Raw genomic sequence first — 17,727 nt, 5'->3', positions numbered from 1 at the left:
CATCATGGGCGCGTCGCCCTCTGCGCTCCCCATCGCTGTGATCGGCGCCGGTTTCAGCGGCACCATGGCCGCGATCCAGCTGCTCGAGACCCTGCCGCGCGGGCGGCCGGTGCTGCTCTGCGAGCGCTCCGAGAGCTTTGCGCGCGGGCTCGCCTACGGCACCGGCGATTTCGGGCACTTCCTCAACCTGCGCGCGGCGAACATGAGCGCGTTTCCCGACCGGCCGCGGCATTTCGAGGACTGGCTCGCGCGCAACGCTCCCAGCCTGCCGCCGGAAGAGGCGGTCGGGATCCGCGTCACCCCGGCCGGCACCTTCGCCTCGCGGCCGCTCTACGGGCGCTATCTCTCGGAGATCCTGACCGAGACCGTCACGAATGGCGGGCCGCCGCGGCTGCGTCTCGTCAACGACGGAGTGACCGATCTCGTGCCGTCCGCCGGGGGCTTCTCGCTGCGCACCGAAGGCGGCCTCGGCCTGCCGGTGGCGGGTGCGGTGCTCGCCATGGGCAACCTTGCCGGCACCGGCGAACCGCATAGCCGGCACCGCGCCGACATCTGGGCGCCCGAGACCATCGGCCGGCTGCAGCCCGACCAGCCCGTGCTGATCGTCGGCACCGGACTGACCATGATCGATGCCGTCATCAGCCTGCGCCGGCGCGGCTTCGGCGGCCCGATCGTCGCGCTGTCGCGGCGCGGCCTGCTGCCGAACACGCATGCGCCCGCCGCGGCGCACCCCGTGCCGAACCTGACCGCGACGGACCTGTCCTCCCTCGTCACACTGAGCCGGCGGCTCCACGCCTCCGCCCGCGCGGCCGGCGGCGACTGGCGCGGGGTCATCGACGCGCTCCGTCCGGTGACGGATTTCATCTGGCGCAGCCTGCCGCAATCCGAGCGCGGCCGCTTCCTGCGCCACCTCCGCCCGTTCTGGGACGTGCACCGGCATCGCTCGGCGCCGCCCGCAGCCGACGCGATCGACAGGGAGATCGCGGACGGCCGGCTCACGGTGCGCGCCGGGCGGATCCTGTCGATCGCGGACGAGGCGACCCAGGCCGTCGTCACACTACGGCCACGCGGCGCGGCGGAGCCGGAGCGTCTCGCCGTCCAGTGCATCCTCGACGCCACCGGGATCGGACGCGTCGGCGAGACGACGGACCCGCTGCTGCGCCGGCTGATCGACCGCGGACTGGTCCGCCCCGGCGCCTTCGGCCTCGGCCTCGACGTGGGTGCGGATTTCCGGGCCCGCGGACAGCGGCAGGCCGGACCGGTCTGGACGCTCGGGCCCCTCATGCGCGGCGCGCTCTGGGAGTGCATCGCCGTCCCCGACATCCGCAACCAGGCGGCCGACCTCGCCGCCGGCATCGCGGCGGAGATGGCGCGCGCCGAAGCGGCGTAGGGCGCACTCCGTTATGGCGAGCGCAGCGAAGCAACCGAAGGCCGATGGTCTGGCATCGCGTGGTGGCCCTGGATTGCTTCGCCTGCGGCTCGCACTGACAGGTGGTCGAGAGGGATCTCCCCGCCTCGCTCACGCTTCGTCCGAGCCGCCCCTGCGCAGCAGGAACACGCCCTGCGCGCCGACGAGGTTCCAGAACCACCACGGCATCGAATAGCGCATCGGCCGGCCGCGCCCGTCGAGCGCCGTGGCCTTCTCGATCTCCGCACCGACCGTCCGGCACAGCCCGACGAAGTCGCGGATGGTGCAGTGGTGGATGTTGGGCGTCTCGTACCAGGCCTCCGGCATGATCTCGGTCACCGGCATGCGCCCGCGGAAGGCGAGTTCGGCCCGCACCCGCCAATGGCCGAAATTCGGAAACGAGATGATGACCTGACGGCCGATGCGCAGGAGATGATCGAGCACGATGCGCGGGTTGCGCGTCGCCTGGATGGTCTGGGAGAGCACGACGACGTCGAAGGCGTTGTCGGGGTAGTTGGCGAGATCGGTGTCGGCGTCGCCCTGGATCACCGGCAGGCCGCGGGCGAGGCAGGCGTTGACCCCGGCGCGCGAGAGTTCGATGCCGCGCCCGTCGACGCTGCGCCGATCGCGCAACAGCGCGAGCAGCGAGCCATCGCCGCAGCCGATGTCGAGCACGCGCGCACCGTCCGGCACGAGGCCGAGAACGACGAGATGGTCGACGCGCGTGCCGTCGTCACCGGCGTTCCGCGGCAGCGTCTCGATGCTCTTCCACGCCGCACCGGGAGCGGCGTCGCTCAGTCCCAGACGACCGCTCATAGCCCGCGCGCCCGGGCGGCCGCATCGACAAAGCCGCGAGCAGCCGAGAACAGCGCCGGCTCGTCGAGCAGAAAGGCGTCGTGGCCCTTGTCGCTCTCGACCTCGACGAAGGCGACGGGCGCAGCGACCGCGTTCAGCGCATGTACGATCGCGCGGGAATCCGCCGTCGGAAACAGCCAGTCGGAGGTGAATGAGATCACGCAGAACCGGCTCTTGGAGGCGCGGAAGGCGTTGGCGAGCACGCCGCCATGGTCCTCGGCGAGGTCGAAATAATCCATGGCGCGGGTGAGGTAGAGATAGGCGTTGGCGTCGAAGCGCTCGACGAAGCTGAGCCCCTGGTGGCGCAGGTAGCTCTCGATCTGGAAATCGGCGTTGAACGAGAAGGTCGGGGCCGCCCGGTTCTGAAGCCGTCGGCCGAACTTGCGGTGGAGCGCCGGCTCGGAGAGGTAGGTGATGTGCGCGCCCATCCGCGCGACGCCGAGGCCCTTGGCGGGCCTTGTGCCCTCCTCGAAGTAGCGCCCGTCGGCCCAGGCCGGATCGGCCATGATCGCCCGCCGGCCGACCTCGTGGAAGGCGATGTTCTGGGCCGAGTGGCGCGCGCCGGTGGCGATCGGCATCGCCGCGAAGACGCGCTCGGGAAACAGCGAGGCCCATTGCAGGACCTGCATCCCGCCCATCGAGCCGCCGATACAGAGAAACAGGTCGGGGATGCCGAGCCGGTCGAGCAGCATCGCCTGGGCACGCACCATGTCGCGGATGGTGACGAGCGGAAAGTCGAGGCCGTAGGGCTTGGCGGTCGCCGGATCGACCGACGCCGGCCCGGTCGAGCCCATGCAGCTGCCGATGACGTTCGAGCAGACGACGAAGTAGCGGTCGGTGTCGATCGGCTTGCCGGGGCCGACCAGGGTCTCCCACCAGCCGGCCTTGCCGGTCACCGGATGGCGATGGGCGAAATGCTGGTCGCCGGTCAGCGCATGGCAGATCAGGACGGCGTTGGAGCGCGCGGCGTTGAGCGTGCCGGCGGTCTGGTAGGCGATCTGGAACGGCCCGAGCGCCGCGCCCGAGTCCATGGCCAGCGGCTCGTCGGCGCCGAACAGCGCGACGGGGCTCTTCGGGTCGGTCGCCGGCATGGCCTCGTATCCGGGAAGAGGCTTGGCCTCGCTCCGCAGGCCGGCCTCGGCGTCTGACGTCAAGGTGCTGTCCATCGCGCTTCGGGTGCCGCCCTCAAAATGCGGCCTGCCCGGCCGACGGTCGAAGCCTTTGCCGAGGAGGAACGACGGGATCCGGTCGTCTCAGGCGCGAGCGAGCATCCTTCGCCGGACGCTTCGGGAGGTAATGTGCCCATCCTGATGCGTCAACGAAAGGGCGACGCGCCCGATCGCGGCAGGATGGCGGGCCACACGGTGCCGCACTGGCCGGCAGCAGCTGCGGGACGTAGTGCTCACCCGAACGATACGACACGCTGCAAGGACCGCGATGACGGCGACCGACACCGACCCGGCGACGCACAAAAAACTCGACCGCAAGGCGGTGGGTGCCGTGGTGCTCGGCAACGCCCTCGAATTCTACGATTTCACGATCTACGCCTTCTTCGCCGTGCCGATCGGCGCCGCCTTCTTCCCCTCCGACAACGCCACCGACAGCCTGCTCGCGTCGCTCGCCCTGTTCGGCATCGGCTACGTGATGCGGCCGGTGGGCGGCATCCTGATCGGCGCCTTCGCCGACCGGGCCGGACGCAAGCCCGCCATGCTGATCACCATCGCGCTGATGGCCGTCGGCATGATGATGCTGGCATTGACGCCGGGCTACGCGGTGCTCGGCGGCTGGTCGCAGGCCATCGTCATCGTCGGGCGGCTGATCCAGGGGCTGGCGCTCGGCGGCGAGGTCGGCCCCTCCACCGCCTACCTGCTCGAGGCGGCGCCGCCGAAGCAGCGCGGCTTCGTCGCCAGCTGGCAGATCGCGAGCCAGGGCTGCGCCGCGCTGATCGCGGGCATCGTCGCCTCCGTGCTGACACTTGCCGTGGGCGACCACGCCATGGCCGAGTGGGGCTGGCGCGGCATGTTCCTGCTCGGTCTCGCCGCCGTGCCGGTCGGGCTGATCATCCGCAGCCATCTGCCGGAGACGGCGGGCGAGGGGCAGGACCCCGCCGCGGCGGATTCGACGCTCCAGGTGGTGGTGCGGTTGGTGCGGGAGCATGGCCGCCTGCTTGCCCTGACCTTCCTCGTCATCGCGGCCTCCACCGTCTCGAACGCCATCGGCACCAACATGCCGGTCTATGCGCAGGCGACGCTGGGGCTGACCGAAACCGTCTCTACCGCCGTGCCGATCGCGCTGGGGCTCGCCTCGATCGTGTTTCCCCTGCTCGGCGGCTGGCTCGCCGACCGCGTCGGACGGCGCCCGGTCATGATCTGGCCGCGCGCCGCGATCGTCATTTTGGCCGTGCCGGCCTTCGCGTGGCTCGTCCACGCTCCCACGGCGCTGAACGTCTACGCCGTGACCTTCCTGATGTCGGCGCTGTCCTCGATCAACGCGGCGGCGATCATCGTCGGCATCCCGGAATCGCTGCCGCGCAACGTGCGCAGCGCCGGCCTCTCGATCGTCTATGCCTTCTCGGTCTCGATCTTCGGGGGCAGCACCAACTGGGTGGTGAACAAGCTGATCGCGGTGACGGGCGACCGGCTGGCCCCGGCCTATTACCTCGCCGCCTTCAGCGTGGTCGGCACCGTCGCCGCGTGGCTGATGCACGAGACCCGCGGGAAGGACATCGACGCGAACGTCGAGGCCTGAGCGGACCGACTCCACGGCGGCGCGAAATGCTGTAGACGGACGGATATCCGCCGCAGCCCTCAGCCGTCCGTCGCCATGTCCGTCGCCGAATCCCTCCGTCCCGTACCGCGTCCCGGCGTGCTCGCCATCGAGGCCTACGTGCCCGGCAAGAGCGCGGCGCCGGGCGTGGCCAAGATACACAAGCTCTCCTCGAACGAGACGCCGCTCGGCCCGAGCCCCAAGGCAGTGGCGGCCTTGCGGGCGGAATCCGAGACGCTGGCGCTCTATCCCGATGGCAGCGCGACGAAGCTCCGCACCGCCATCGCCGCGCGCTACGGGCTCGATCCGGCCCGCATCGTCTGCGGTGCGGGCTCCGACGAGCTGCTGAGCCTGCTGGCACTGGCCTTCGTGGGGCCGGGCGACGAGGGCATCTTCTGCGAGCACGGATTTCTGGTGTACCGCATCGCGATCCTGGCCGCCGGGGGCACGCCCGTGGTCGCGCCGGAGACCGACCTGACGGCCGATGTCGACGCGATCCTGGCCGCCGTGACGCCGCGGACCAAGATCGTCTTCATCGCCAATCCGAACAATCCGACAGGCACCTACCTGCCCTTCGACGAAGTCCGCCGGCTCCATGCCGGGCTGCCGGGCGACGTGCTGCTGGTGCTCGACGGCGCCTATGCCGAGTATGTCCGCGCCAACGATTACGGCGCCGGGCTGGAGCTCGTCCTGGAGTCTCAGAACGTCGTGATGACGCGGACCTTCTCGAAGATCCATGGCCTCGCCGCGCAGCGGATCGGCTGGATGGTCGGACCGGAGGGGGTGGTCGACGCCCTCAACCGCATCCGCGGACCCTTCAACGTCTCGGCCGGCGGCATCGCGGCGGGTGCCGCCGCGATCGGCGACGAGGCGCATCTCGCGGCGGCGATCGCCCACAACGAGGAATGGCTCGGCTGGCTGACGGAACAGATCCGCGGACTCGGCCTGACGGTCACCCCGAGCGTCGGCAATTTCGTGCTCGTGCACTTCCCTGACGCGCCCGGCCGGACTGCGGCCGAGGCGGACGCTCACCTGTCGCTGCAGGGCGTGATCGTGCGCCGGGTCACGGCCTACGGCCTGCCGAACGCGCTGCGCGTCACCGTCGGCAGCGAGGAAGCGAACCGGGCCTTCGTCGCGGCGCTGACGGACTTCGTGCGCGGATCGCGCGATGCCTGAGACGATCGCCATCGTCGGCCTCGGGCTGATCGGCTCCTCGATCGCCCGCGGTGCCCGAACCTATGGGCTCGCTCGAAAGATCGTTGCGGTGGACCGCGATGCGGCTGTGCTCGACCGGGTCCGGGCGCTCGGCATCGCGGATCAGGCCTCCGCAAGCTTCGCCGAGGGGGTGGAACAGGCCGACCTCGTGATCCTGTGCGTTCCGGTCTGTTCCATCGGCGCCGTCGCGGCCGAACTTGCGCCGCACCTGAAACCCGGCGCGGTGCTGTCCGATGTCGGCTCGGTTAAGGGCTCCGTCGTCGCGGCAGTGATGCCGCATCTCAAGTCCGGCAACGCCTTCGTGCCGGCGCATCCGGTGGCGGGCACCGAATATTCCGGCCCCGATTCCGGCTTCAGCACGCTGTTCTCGAACCGGTGGTGCATCCTGACCCCGCCGGACGGCACCGACCCGGCCGCCGTCGCCGCGGTGACCGCCTTCTGGGAGGGCCTCGGCGCCATCGTCGAGACCATGAGCCCGGAGCATCACGACCTCGTGCTCGCCATCACCAGCCATGTGCCGCACCTGATCGCCTACAACATCGTCGGAACGGCAGCGGACCTCGAAACCGTGACCCAGTCCGAAGTCATAAAGTTCTCGGCCGGCGGGTTCCGCGATTTCACCCGCATCGCCGCCTCCGACCCGACCATGTGGCGCGACGTCTTCCTGACCAACAAGGACGCCGTGCTGGAGATGCTCGGCCGCTTCAACGAGGACCTCGCGGCGCTGACCAAGGCGATCCGCTGGGGCGACGGCGATGCGCTGTTCGACCTGTTCACCCGCACCCGCGCGATCCGCAAGGGGATCGTCGCCATGGGGCAGGAGACGGCGGAGGCCGATTTCGGGCGGGCGCGGCCCGACGCAAAGAGCACGGGCGGCTGAGGGCACCTGCGCGCTCTCCCTCCGGTCACGACGGCGTAGCGCACGTTTTGGGAGAAGCACCTATTGCAGCGTCGGCGCCATCAGGTCGTTGACCTGAAGCATCGTCTTCGATGCATGGATCATCGACACCGTCAGAGCGCTCGCGCCCGCCAGGACCGCCTCCATCTCGAGGTCGTTCATGGCTCCAATGAGCTCCGGGCGTCTGCGACAGTCACGCGTATCGGCTTCTTCGTCGAGGAGCACGATCAATGCGTCCAGGAAGGGGCAAGCAGGCCTGTCGCTTTGTGAACGCATTGCCAAAGTCCTCTTCATCGAAATGGACACGCCTCTTGCCGCGACGGCAATCGACGCGCGATCAGGGCCGATCACCCACTACGGCAGGGTCCAATCGACCAGCAGCACCAAGCCCTCGACCGTGAACAGCATGATGATGACGAGAGCGATCCAGCGTGTGCCGTCTCTTAGATCGTCGACGGAACCTCTCTCCACTGCGATCGGCTTTCGAAAATCGAAACTACGTCGAGGCAACCATCGAATCGATTTCTGACGTGTAGGACATGACCAGGCGGTCTGCGGGATCGTAGATCTCGAATACGAGCGGATACGTCTCACGTGGCGCGGATTTCAATTGGTTGATCCCGAGGTCTATGGCCTCTTCTTAGGTCCGGGTGTCGTAGACCTGTATCTGGCTGATGGCACTGCCGTCCTTGCTGACACGATAGATGCGGACACGATGAGACATCGTCAGGCCTCGCATGCGAGAACCCCTTTGGCCCGTCATCTCGCCGGAGGGAAGGACAACGAGATGACGGAGCCTGCCGAGTGACAGGGCAGAACACGACTCGACGGACTGAGATCTGCACGCCTTTGCAGGGGATTCACCGACATAGAGCAGCTTTTTCTCCGATCGTTCTTCATTTTCCGGAGAAATATTGCTGTTTGGGAACGCCGCGACCCTCAAGGATTACTCGGTCGAGGTCGCTCAGACGGCATCACGCGTGTTCAGACGCTGCCGCAGCCATCGCTTGGCTTCCTCCAAGGTTTCGAAGGCCGGCGGTTTCAGATCTCGCAGCGAACCGAAGCCACTTTCCAAGAACCAGTATCCCGGATTCCTGTGCTCGGGCGCCATAAGCTGGACCAATACGGCCACGAGCATGCCGTTTGCCAGCACCAGCATCCCCTCCCGGTCGGGACTGCCGGTATCGACCGCGATCGGTTGCAGCACGACCAACGTCTCGACGTTGTGTCGTTGGTTCACGGTCAGCCGCCCTGCGATCGCGCCAGCCACGGCGAGGTCCGGCGATCGCTCCAGCGGGCGTTCTTGAGATGCAGATAGTTCGGCGTGAAGTTGCAATACTCCTTCAGACGGGCGCTATCGTGGATCGTCAGAATCCGCTGTTTGAGCGCGATGAGGCCACGCTTCCGCAAATCCCGCAGCGTGCGGTTCACGTGCACGTCGGACAGGCCCATGCAGTCGGCGAGGTCGATCTGCTTGAACGGGAAAGCGAAGCTGTTGTCGGAGGCGTACCCCACGGCCTCCAGACGCGTCAGCAGCTCGCAGATCAGATGGGCGATACGCTGGTCGGCCTGGCGGCCGCCGAGGTTGACCAGCCACTCGCGCAGCACCGCTTCATCGACCAGCGTGCACCACCAGAAGGCGCGCGTGATGCGGGGATGGTTCTCGGTGATGTGATCGATGGCGTTGCGTGGGATGTCGGCCACCCGGCAGGCCGAGATCGTCCCGATGCTGTGATCCATCGCGTCGAGGATGAAGACGTTCAAGTCGCAGAAGTCGCCCGGGACGAAGAATGCCATGATCTGACGCTGACCGTCGGGCAGAATCTTGTAGCGGCAGGCGAAGCCTTCGAGAATGAGATGTACGAGCTCGGGCGGATCGCCTTCACGGATCAGGTCCGTTCGGGCCGGGACCTGCCTGACATGCGGGGTCAACGCGCTGAGAGCACGGCGCTCCTGCTCGGACAGCACTTCGTAGCTCTCGAGCTTGCGGACCAGAGCATCCTGCATCGTACCTCGATCCGTGCGATCGAACAGGTTCGGTGGTCTTCGATCCGCCAGACCTGCTCTTTGTTGGCGTGTGCTCGCATTGTCTTCACGCGAGCCGCGCCGGGCGTGATCGAGAATGCTTCGATAACCTAAATATGTCGGGTTCCCGACATTGCTACCTGTGGTAATTTTGTTGAATTACGGGCCGAGCTTCGAAACGGCGCGACATCGACGTCTTGCGACGGATTTGCGCGTGGTGCCGGACAGGCTTCGCTATCGATCCATGCGTCCGACGAAGGCGCGCGCGGAAGATCGCAGGACTTCGTCGCAGGCGGCATGATGCCCTCTCCGGCCGAAGCGCCCGGTTCCATGTCGAGGTTCCGGCGGCGATTTCGCCGCAATGGATCGGAGACTGTCGAGGCGGTCGCCGTGGCGATCGGCGCCGCCCGGCTCAGCGCGGAAACACCGTGCCCACCGCCGGGAAGCCGCCGTAGAAGCCGGAATACGGATCGCGCTGGTAGTTGCCGATGATGGTGAGCGCGGTGTCGGTGGAGGGCCGCCACGTCACGCTGGGGTTGATGAGCGCGCGCTCGAGCTCCGTCGTCACCGCCGGCCCGTCGCCCTTCCAGCCGAAGCCGACGACGCGGTAGGCGAACTGGTCGGAGAGACCGGCGACGTCGGAGGCGATCGGGCCGCCGACATCGAAACCGCCGCGGATCTCGTTGAAGCCGCCGCCCTGCACGAAGACCTCGCCGTGCTGCACGAAGCGCGGCACCTTCGAGACGAGATTGACGATGCCGCCCGGCCCCGACTGCCCGTAGAGCACCGAGGCCGGCCCCATGATCACGTCGACGCGCTCCAGCCGGTAGGGGTCGATCGTCGCGTTGGCATCGCGCCCGCCGACGAGCGCCATGCCGTCGAGGAAGACCGGGGCGTTGAAGCCGCGGATCAGGAACTGCTCCAGCCGGGTCGAGCCGGCGCCGCCGCGCTGCTCGGTGGTGACGCTCGGGGTGTAGCGCAGGGCCTTGGTTGATCGCGAGCGCGTTCTGGTCCTCGATCTGCTGTTACAAGGAAAGGTTCGACGGCGGGCCCGTGGATTATCCGCGACCGCCATTCGTGGTCTCGCCGCAGAGGGGGACGGCTGTCGCGGCCCGCGCAAACCGGTCCCACCCGTCCGGCAACCGGCGCGACGGGAGGCACCCGTGCGTCGTGCGATGTGATGAATCGGTGACACTTCAGGTGGCTCAGGGCCGTCGCGGCGTTTCGTTCCGCGCGACGCAGCCCGCACGCGTCCGCTAGATCAGACCGGCCAGCGCATCCGGAAATCCTGCGCCTCGGTGCAGCACCGCCACCGGTGCCGCGATCCGCCGGGCGATCGCGTCGGCCACGGTCTCGGGGGGCGTGGGCGCGCTCGCGCTCTCGCTCACCACGACGCCGACGAGCGGGACGCCGTGAGCGCGCAAGGTCTCGATCGCAGTGAGGGCGTGGCTGATCGCGCCAAGATAGCTGCCGGTGACGAGGAGAGCCGGCAAACCAAGCCGGTCGAGCCAGTCGAGCCCGGTGGCGTCGGCGGTGATCGGGCTCATCAACCCGCCGACCCCTTCGACGAGGACGGTCTTCCCATCCGCGCCCTCATCCTCGGGTGCCGGGTGGGATGCGAGGCGTGCCGCGCACCACGCGACGAGAGCGTCGAGGCTCAGCGCGCGGCCTTCCCGGGCGGCGGCCTGATCGGGCGCGAGGGGTGCCGAAAACCGCCATGGCGAGCAGGCCTCCACGGTCTCGGCGGTGACGGGCAGGCCTTGCGCAGCGAGCAGGATCGCGGTGTCGCTGTCGGCGAAGGCAGGATCGTCGATCGCCGGCACGCCGCTCGCCAGCGGCTTCAGCGCCGTCACGGCGCGGCCCTGATCGCGCAGGCGGCGGGTCAGCGCGGCGGTGACGTAGGTCTTGCCGATCTCGGTTCCGGCGCCGGCGATGAAGAGGGCGCGGAGCGCCGCCACCCTCAACGAAGCCCTGGCCTGGAGAGGCGAAACCGACAGAAGATCATTTTTCGACGAAGGCTTTTTCGATGACGTAATGGGCCGCCACGCCGTGGTTGCCCTCCTCGTAGCCGAGGCCGGTGAGCAGGTCGCGGGTGTCGCGGATCATTTCCGGCGAGCCGCAGAGCATGAAGCGGTCGTTCTCGATCGACATGTTCGGCAGGCCGATATCCTCGAACAGCTTGCCGGAGACCATCAGGTCGGTGATGCGGCCGCGGTTGCGGAACGGCTCGCGGGTCACGGTCGGGTAGTAGACCAGACCGCCGGAGATCGCCTCGCCGAGGAACTCGTGGTTCGGCAACGCCTCGGTGATGGTCTCGCCGTAGGCGAGTTCCTGCACCTGCCGGCAGCCGTGGACCAGCACGACCTTCTCGAAGCGCTCGTAGGTCTCCGGATCCTTGATGATCGACATGAAGGGGGCGAGGCCGGTGCCGGTGCCGAGCAGATAGAGGTTCTTGCCGGGCAGCAGGTTGTCGAGCACCAGCGTGCCGGTCGGCTTCTTGCCGACCATGATCGGGTCTCCGACCTTGAGGTGCTGCAGCTTCGAGGTGAGTGGGCCGTTCGCCACCTTGATCGAGAAGAACTCGAGCTCCTCCTCGTAATTGGCCGAGACGACGGAATAGGCGCGCAGCAGCGGCCGACCCTCGACCTCGATGCCGATCATCGTGAATTCGCCGTTGCGGAACCGGAACGCGGGATCGCGGGTGGTGCGGAAGGAAAAGAGCGTGTCGGTCCAGTGATGGACGCTGAGAACCCGCTCCTCGTAGTACTTGCTCATAATTCTAAGCTGTCCCGAGTCCGATTCAATTTGGCGGCTCTTCTCGCAGGTGCGGCCGGCGCGTCAAGCCGGAGGGCTCCTGCGCGCGCCGTGCGAGCCCGGCCGAGTGCGCCGTCCCATGCCGGGGACATGCCAGTCGTTCATGACTGAATCGCGGCGTCTGCAGGGTTCGGCCGCCGCGGCATCCCCGCCTGCGATCCGATGGCCGCCGTGGCCAGATTTTGAGAGCATCAAATGTTAGTGCTTTCGGTGTTGCGAATCATTATAAGTCCGATTCAGATATACTGATCTCGTTGTGAGAACTGACAAATGGTTAAAATTTAAACTTTTGAATTTTTCGAAGATCATTGGAGAAAGTCATGCCGATCGATCTCGATGCACCGCTGTCATGGAAAAACGCCGACCGAGACGAGCTTCTTCTGCTGCAATGCCTTCAGGGCAATATTCTCAAAGGTCATGGACGCGACTTCACGGCAAATCTCTTCTTCCGGTTCGATCCGGCGAGGACGCGCGAATCGCGACGATTGCTGCGCGATCTCGCCTATCACCATCTCACCAATGCCTACCGGCAATTGCTGGATGCGGAGGTGTTCAAGCGGACCGGCCAGGGCGGCGGTCCTTTCGTGCACCTCGCCCTGTCCAAGACCGGATACGACGCGATCGGCCGGTCGGCCGATGCTCCGGGGGATCCGGAATTCCAGGCCGGTATGAAGGCGCCGGCAAGCATCGTCGCGCTCAGCGACCCGCCGGTCACGGCGTGGCAGCCGAAGTTCCGCGAGGACCTCCATGGGGTCGTGCTGGTCGCGCACGAGACGCCCGCCAGGACCGGCGCGCTCGCCCTGCAAGTTCGCGAGCTGATCGAAGAGGCCGGTGGCGAGGTGGTGTTCGTCCAGCACGGGGCGGCCGTCCGCAACACCGCCGGCGAGGGTATCGAGCATTTCGGCTACGTCGACGGGCGCAGCCAGCCGCTGCTTCTCGCGGAGGACATCGCGGAGGAACGGGAATCCGCCGGCACGGATCGCTGGGATCCCGCCTTCCCCCTCAAGGCCGCCCTGGTGAAGGATCCCGGCACCGTCGATGCCATCAGCTTCGGAAGCTACTTCGTCTTCCGCAAGCTCGAGCAGCACGTGCGCGCCTTCAAGACGCGGGAGCAGAAGATCGCGGACAAGCTGAAGCTGAAGGGCGACGACCGCGAGCTGGCCGGCGCGATGATCGTCGGGCGGTTCGAGGACGGCACGCCGGTGACGATGTCGAAGGTCGCCCGCGGCGAGAAGCCGCCGAACGATTTCGACTACGACAGCGATCCGGGCATCCGCTGCCCGTTCCACGGCCACATCCGCAAGACCAATCCGCGCGGCAGCGGCGGCGCGCCGGGCGGCGAGGAGGGCGAACGCACCCACATCATGCCGCGACGCGGCATCCTCTACGAGGACGCCCGGCGCGAGGTCCACCCGGACGAATTGCCCGAGACGGACAGCACCTCGGAGTTCCTGAGCGAGGTGGCGCCGAAGCTGCCGAAGGACGGGGTCGGCCTGTTGTTCATGGCCTACAACCAGTCGATCGCCGGCCAGTTCAAGTTCACCCAGGAGACCTGGGCGAACAATGCCGGATTTCCGCTCCAGCCGCCGGGTCCGCACGGAATCGATCCCGTGATCGGACAGGGCGTCAACGGCGCGGGCCAGCAGAAGCTGCCCAAGGTGTGGGACGACGACTCTGCCGGCATGGAGGACGACGTCGGTTTCGCCGGCTTCGTGACGATGAAGGGCGGCGAGTATTTCTTCTCGCCGAGCCTCACCTTCCTGCTCAATCTGTGAGCGTCAAAGGGGTTTCAGCCCCGCCTCGATCTCGGCCCGGCGCGGCTCCAGGAACGGCGGCAGGGCGAGGCCCTGGCCGAGGGTCTCCAGCGGCTCGTCGGCGGTGAAGCCGGGGCCGTCGGTGGCGATCTCGAACAGGATGCCGTTGGGCTCGCGGAAGTACAGGCTGCGGAAGTAGAACCGGTCGATCGGCCCGCTCGTCGGTATGCGCCGCGTCTTCAGACGGTCGGCCCAGGCCGAGTAGTCGACATCGGGGATGCGGAAGGCGACGTGGTGGACGCCGCCGGCCCCCTGCCGCGCCGGGGCGCCGGCATCCTTCAGGAGCTGCACTTCGGCCGCCGCGCCGCCCTCGCCCATGGCGAAGACGCGGACTTCACCCTCGGGCGTGTCGAAGCTGCGATCGAAGCGCATGCCGAGCACGTCCGTCAGCACGGCCTCGGTGCGCTCCGGCGCGGCGACGCTGAGCCGGACCGGGCCGAGCCCGCGGATCTGGCGCTCCGTCGGCACGGGGCTCTTCGCCCAGGGATGCGCCGCGCCCGCGCCTCCGTCGTCGACGAGGCTGAGGCGCTGGCCCTCCGGGTCCTCGAAATCCAGGGTGAGGCGCCCGTCGCGCAGGACGGGTTCATCCACCCGCACGCTCTCGCGCAAGAGATGCTCGCGCCACCAGTCGAGGCCGCCCGCGACGCGCAGACCCGTGCGGCTGATGCTGTCGGCACCGCGCCGCTCGGGCGGCGCCGGCCAGTCGAAGAAGGTGAGGTCGGTACCGGGCGAGGCCAGCCCGTCGGCATAGAACAGGTGATAGGCCGAGACGTCGTCCTGGTTCACCGTCTTCTTGACGAGGCGCAGGCCGAGCACGCAGGTGTAGAACGCGGCATTGTCGGCGGCCCGCGCCGTCACGGCGGTCAGGTGGTGAAGTCCGGTGAGCTGCATCCTGAATCCGTCCCGTCGCGCGCCTGAGGCTCAGATGGGATGACGGATCGGATTTGCCAAAGCGGGGCGCCGATGCCCGGGAACGAGATCCCGCTCACGCCGCCCGCAGCGTCTCGATCTGCCCGAAGGCTAGCCGCCGCTGGGCATGCAGCCGTGCGAGCAGGGCGCGATAATCGTCGCCGGTGCGGCAGGCGGTCTCGACCGCGCGGCAGAGTTTCGCCAGCTCCGTGAACCCGAGCATGCCGGTGGGCGAGATCATGGCGTGGGCGCCCTCGGCGAGGCTGTCGCGGTCGGGAATCGTGCCCTCCGGTCCGAGCCGGCCGCCGAGTTCGTCCGCGAGGGTGAGGAGCAGCCGGTCGATGGCGCTGCGGCCGAGCACGGCCACCATCCCGTCGAAGGCGTCGCGGTCCAGACCGGGCGTCTCGGCCGCGACCGGCTCGGGCTCGCCCGCCAGCGCCCAACGCTCGATCGTGGCGAGCAGTGCGGCCAGTTCGAAAGGCTTGCCGACGTGGTCCTGCATGCCGGCGGCCCGATAGCTCGCGATCTGCTGGGCCAGCACGTTGGCGGTCATCGCGACGATCGGCACCGTGGCGGCGGGACGATCGAGGGCACGGATCAGGCGGGTGGCGGTGATCCCGTCCATGCCCGGCATCTGGATGTCCATCAGCACGAGGTCGTAGGATTTCGCCTGCACCGCCGCGATGGCCTCGGCTCCCCCCGGCACCACGTCGACCGCATGGCCGGCCCGGGTCAGCACGGCATGGGCAAGTTCCTGGTTGAGCACCACGTCCTCCACGAGCAGCAGCCGGCGCCGGCCGCGGGTCGTCTGCTGTGCGGAGGCCGGCGCCTTGACCGGCACGCCTTCCGCCAGCGGCAGGGCGAGTTCGAACCAGAATGTCGCGCCGCGACCCGCCTCGCTCTCGAGGCCGATGGTGCCGCCCATCAGCTCGACCAGCCGCTTCGAGATGGCGAGGCCGAGGCCGGTGCCGCCGAATTCGCGCCGGATGGTGCCGTCGATCTGGCTGAAGCGCTCGAACAGCAGGTGCTGCTTGGCGGCCGGGATGCCGATGCCGGTGTCGCGCACGGCGAAGCGCAGCCGGGCCGCATCGCCGGCGACCGTGGCGTCGATCGTCAGGGTGACGCTGCCGGCGGCGGTGAACTTGACGGCGTTGTTGAGCAGGTTGAGCAGGACCTGCCGCAGGCGGTCGCGGTCGCCGAGCACGAACGGCGGCAGCCCGGGTCCCGCCACGACGCGCAGCGACAGACCCTTCTGCTCCGCGCTCAGCCGCACGATCGCGGCCGCCTCCTCGGCGAGGCGGTCGAGCGCCAACGGCTCCGGTGAGAGCGCGATCCGTCCCGCCTCGACGGTGGAGAAATCCAGGATGTCGTCGACGATGGTCAGGAGCGCCGATCCGGCCGAGCGGATGCGCTCGCCGTAGCGGCGCAGGCCCAGATCGAGGGCGACGTGTTCGAGCAGCAGGTCGGTGTAGCCGAGGATGCCGTTGAGCGGGGTGCGGATTTCGTGGCTCATCGAGGCGAGGAAATCCGACTTGGCGCGACTGGCCGCCTCGGCCTCTTCGCGGGCCGCATCCGCTTCCTGCGTGCGCGCGGCGACGCGTTGCGCCAGGGTGGCGTTCAGTTCGCGCAGGGCCTCGCTGGTCCGCTTCTGCTCGGTGACATCGATCAGGATGCCGTCCCAGATCAGCGAGCCGTCGGGCAGCTCCCGCGGCGCGGAGATGATCCGGCCCCAGCGCACCTCCCCCGTATCGGCGCGCCGGAACTCCACCTCGACGTCGAAGGGCGCCCGCTCGCGGATCGAGCGCGCCTCGGCCTCGGCGATCACGGCGTGGTGCTCCGGCAGGATCAGGCCGTAGGCGACGCCCGCGTCCGCGAGCACGATTTCGGCCGGCACGCCGGTCAGACGCTCGTGGCTGCGCGACAGGTGCAGGAAGCGCCGCGCGCATCCGTCGCGCCCGACGGCGAGCTGGAAGACCACGCCCGCGGGCATGTTGTCGGTGAGCGCGCGCATCCGCGCCTCGCTCTCGCGCAGGCGGCGCTCGACGGCCTCGCGCGCCGTGTCGTCGCGCAGCGTCAGCACCGCGCCGATCCGCTCGTCCCTCGGGCCGCGCAGGGGCCGCGCGCTGCCGATGGCCAGCATCTCCGAGCCGTCGGGCCGCAGGATGCGCCAACGCGCATCCGTGACCGTCTGGCCGCGCACGGCGCGCGCGAGCGGCAGATCCTGCGGGACGTAGGGACAGCCGTCCTCGGTGTAGAGGTGGTAGGTGTCGCTGTAGTCGCTCGGCGCCACGTCGAGGCGGGCGACGCCGTGAATCGCGGCGGCGGCCTCGTTGACGAGGACGATGCGGCCCTCCGCATCGGTGACGATCACGCCCTCGGCAAGCTGCGCCAGGATCGCGGCCTGCCGGTCGGCGACCTCGCGGGCCCTGTCGGCATTCGCCGCGTGCAGGCGCAGATGCGCCACCACCATCTCGGCGAGGTCCTGCAACTGCCGGCTCTGCGCCTCCGAGAACCGGCGCGGCGCGAAGTCCAGCAGGCAGACGCTGCCGACCCGCACGCCCGGCCGCAGGATCAGCGGCGCGCCGGCATAGAAGCGCACATGCGGCGCACCCGTCACGAGCGGGCTGTCGGAGAAGCGCGCGTCGCAGGCCGCATCCTCGGCGACGACGACGGCATCCGAGAGGATGGTGTGGCTGCAGAACGCGCCCTCGCGCGGCATCGTCCCGGCAGCGATCCCGCAACGCGCCTTGGTCCAGAGCGTGTCCGCGTCGACCAGTGTGACCAGGGCGACGGGCACCGAGAACAGGGCGCAGGCGGTGCGGCAGACCGCATCGAAATGCGGCTCGGGTGCACTGCCGAGGATGCGCAGGTCGCGCAGCGCGCTCAGGCGCTCGGCCTCGTTCGGCGGGATCGGAAGCATCGTCGGAATTCGCACGGGAGGGGAAGCCGGCAGCGGGGCCGGCATTCGCTCAGGTTAATGCGGGATCCATTAACTCCTTACAAAGCCGCACGATCGATTCACC

The 17,727-nt window shown here is 68.5% G+C and carries 13 protein-coding genes and 1 pseudogene; 5 read left to right on the top strand and 9 right to left on the bottom strand.

The window, feature by feature from the left end; translation table 11 throughout:
* Nucleotides 1–4 precede the first annotated feature (4 nt).
* A complete protein-coding gene (locus tag MHA02_RS08815; protein ID WP_147078269.1) occupies nucleotides 5–1,390 on the top strand; it encodes an FAD/NAD(P)-binding protein in 1,386 nt (461 codons plus the stop codon).
* 129 nt (nucleotides 1,391–1,519) lie between these two features.
* On the opposite strand, the gene metW is transcribed toward MHA02_RS08815, so the two are convergent.
* Together metW and metX are read right to left on the bottom strand one after the other, a co-directional pair.
* Nucleotides 1,520–2,224 (bottom strand): methionine biosynthesis protein MetW, encoded by a 705-nt coding sequence (gene metW, locus MHA02_RS08810; RefSeq protein ID WP_147078268.1) that lies wholly within the window; start codon nucleotides 2,222–2,224, stop codon nucleotides 1,520–1,522.
* Nucleotides 2,221–3,429, bottom strand: a complete 1,209-nt coding sequence (gene metX, locus MHA02_RS08805; RefSeq protein WP_373318347.1) for a homoserine O-acetyltransferase MetX — start codon at nucleotides 3,427–3,429, stop codon at nucleotides 2,221–2,223. Before metX ends, metW begins: the two co-directional genes overlap by 4 nt.
* 271 nt (nucleotides 3,430–3,700) lie before the next feature.
* Here metX and MHA02_RS08800 point away from each other — a divergent pair, with 271 nt between their 5' ends.
* The 3 genes from MHA02_RS08800 to MHA02_RS08790 all read left to right on the top strand — a co-directional run bounded on the left by MHA02_RS08800 (nucleotide 3,701) and on the right by MHA02_RS08790 (nucleotide 7,124).
* Nucleotides 3,701–5,011, top strand: a complete 1,311-nt coding sequence (locus MHA02_RS08800) for an MFS transporter (protein ID WP_147078267.1) — start codon at nucleotides 3,701–3,703, stop codon at nucleotides 5,009–5,011.
* A gap of 75 nt (nucleotides 5,012–5,086) precedes the next feature.
* Nucleotides 5,087–6,205 carry a pyridoxal phosphate-dependent aminotransferase gene (locus MHA02_RS08795; protein WP_147078266.1) on the top strand — a complete coding sequence of 373 codons (1,119 nt, stop codon included), beginning with the start codon at nucleotides 5,087–5,089 and terminating at the stop codon, nucleotides 6,203–6,205.
* Nucleotides 6,198–7,124 (top strand): prephenate/arogenate dehydrogenase family protein, encoded by a 927-nt coding sequence (locus tag MHA02_RS08790; protein ID WP_147078265.1) that lies wholly within the window; start codon nucleotides 6,198–6,200, stop codon nucleotides 7,122–7,124. Before MHA02_RS08795 ends, MHA02_RS08790 begins: the two co-directional genes overlap by 8 nt.
* A 982-nt stretch (nucleotides 7,125–8,106) precedes the next feature.
* Here MHA02_RS08790 and MHA02_RS08785 read toward each other — a convergent pair.
* The 5 genes and pseudogenes from MHA02_RS08785 to MHA02_RS08765 all read right to left on the bottom strand — a co-directional run bounded on the left by MHA02_RS08785 (nucleotide 8,107) and on the right by MHA02_RS08765 (nucleotide 11,942).
* A complete protein-coding gene (locus tag MHA02_RS08785; RefSeq protein WP_238180254.1) occupies nucleotides 8,107–8,412 on the bottom strand; it encodes a hypothetical protein in 306 nt (101 codons plus the stop codon).
* Entirely contained in the window at nucleotides 8,385–9,149 is a 765-nt protein-coding gene (locus tag MHA02_RS08780; protein ID WP_147078264.1) for a Crp/Fnr family transcriptional regulator, read from the bottom strand. The genes MHA02_RS08785 and MHA02_RS08780 overlap by 28 nt, the downstream gene beginning before the upstream one ends.
* A gap of 433 nt (nucleotides 9,150–9,582) precedes the next feature.
* Nucleotides 9,583–10,192: pseudogene (locus tag MHA02_RS22840) on the bottom strand (TonB-dependent siderophore receptor); the annotation flags it as partial.
* Between the two features lie 231 nt (nucleotides 10,193–10,423).
* A complete protein-coding gene (bioD, locus tag MHA02_RS08770; RefSeq protein WP_147078263.1) occupies nucleotides 10,424–11,125 on the bottom strand; it encodes a dethiobiotin synthase in 702 nt (233 codons plus the stop codon).
* A gap of 43 nt (nucleotides 11,126–11,168) precedes the next feature.
* The gene (locus MHA02_RS08765) at nucleotides 11,169–11,942 is read right to left on the bottom strand and encodes a ferredoxin--NADP reductase (RefSeq protein WP_147078262.1); all 774 of its coding nucleotides are present in this window, start codon (nucleotides 11,940–11,942) and stop codon (nucleotides 11,169–11,171) included.
* A gap of 359 nt (nucleotides 11,943–12,301) precedes the next feature.
* Here MHA02_RS08765 and MHA02_RS08760 point away from each other — a divergent pair, with 359 nt between their 5' ends.
* Nucleotides 12,302–13,756: a Dyp-type peroxidase gene (locus MHA02_RS08760; protein ID WP_147078261.1), complete on the top strand. Its 1,455-nt coding sequence runs from the start codon at nucleotides 12,302–12,304 to the stop codon at nucleotides 13,754–13,756.
* Nucleotides 13,757–13,759: 3 nt separating this feature from the next.
* Here MHA02_RS08760 and MHA02_RS08755 read toward each other — a convergent pair whose 3' ends face one another.
* Together MHA02_RS08755 and MHA02_RS08750 are read right to left on the bottom strand one after the other, a co-directional pair.
* Nucleotides 13,760–14,686, bottom strand: a complete 927-nt coding sequence (locus tag MHA02_RS08755) for a ring-cleaving dioxygenase (RefSeq protein ID WP_147078260.1) — start codon at nucleotides 14,684–14,686, stop codon at nucleotides 13,760–13,762.
* 94 nt (nucleotides 14,687–14,780) lie between these two features.
* Complete coding sequence (locus tag MHA02_RS08750) at nucleotides 14,781–17,624, bottom strand: ATP-binding protein (protein WP_170249122.1); 2,844 nt, start codon at nucleotides 17,622–17,624, stop codon at nucleotides 14,781–14,783.
* Between the last annotated feature and the right edge of the window lie 103 nt (nucleotides 17,625–17,727).

The organism is Methylobacterium haplocladii, from assembly GCF_007992175.1.
Classification (GTDB): domain Bacteria; phylum Pseudomonadota; class Alphaproteobacteria; order Rhizobiales; family Beijerinckiaceae; genus Methylobacterium; species Methylobacterium haplocladii.
This window is presented reverse-complemented; position numbering and strand designations above follow the sequence as displayed.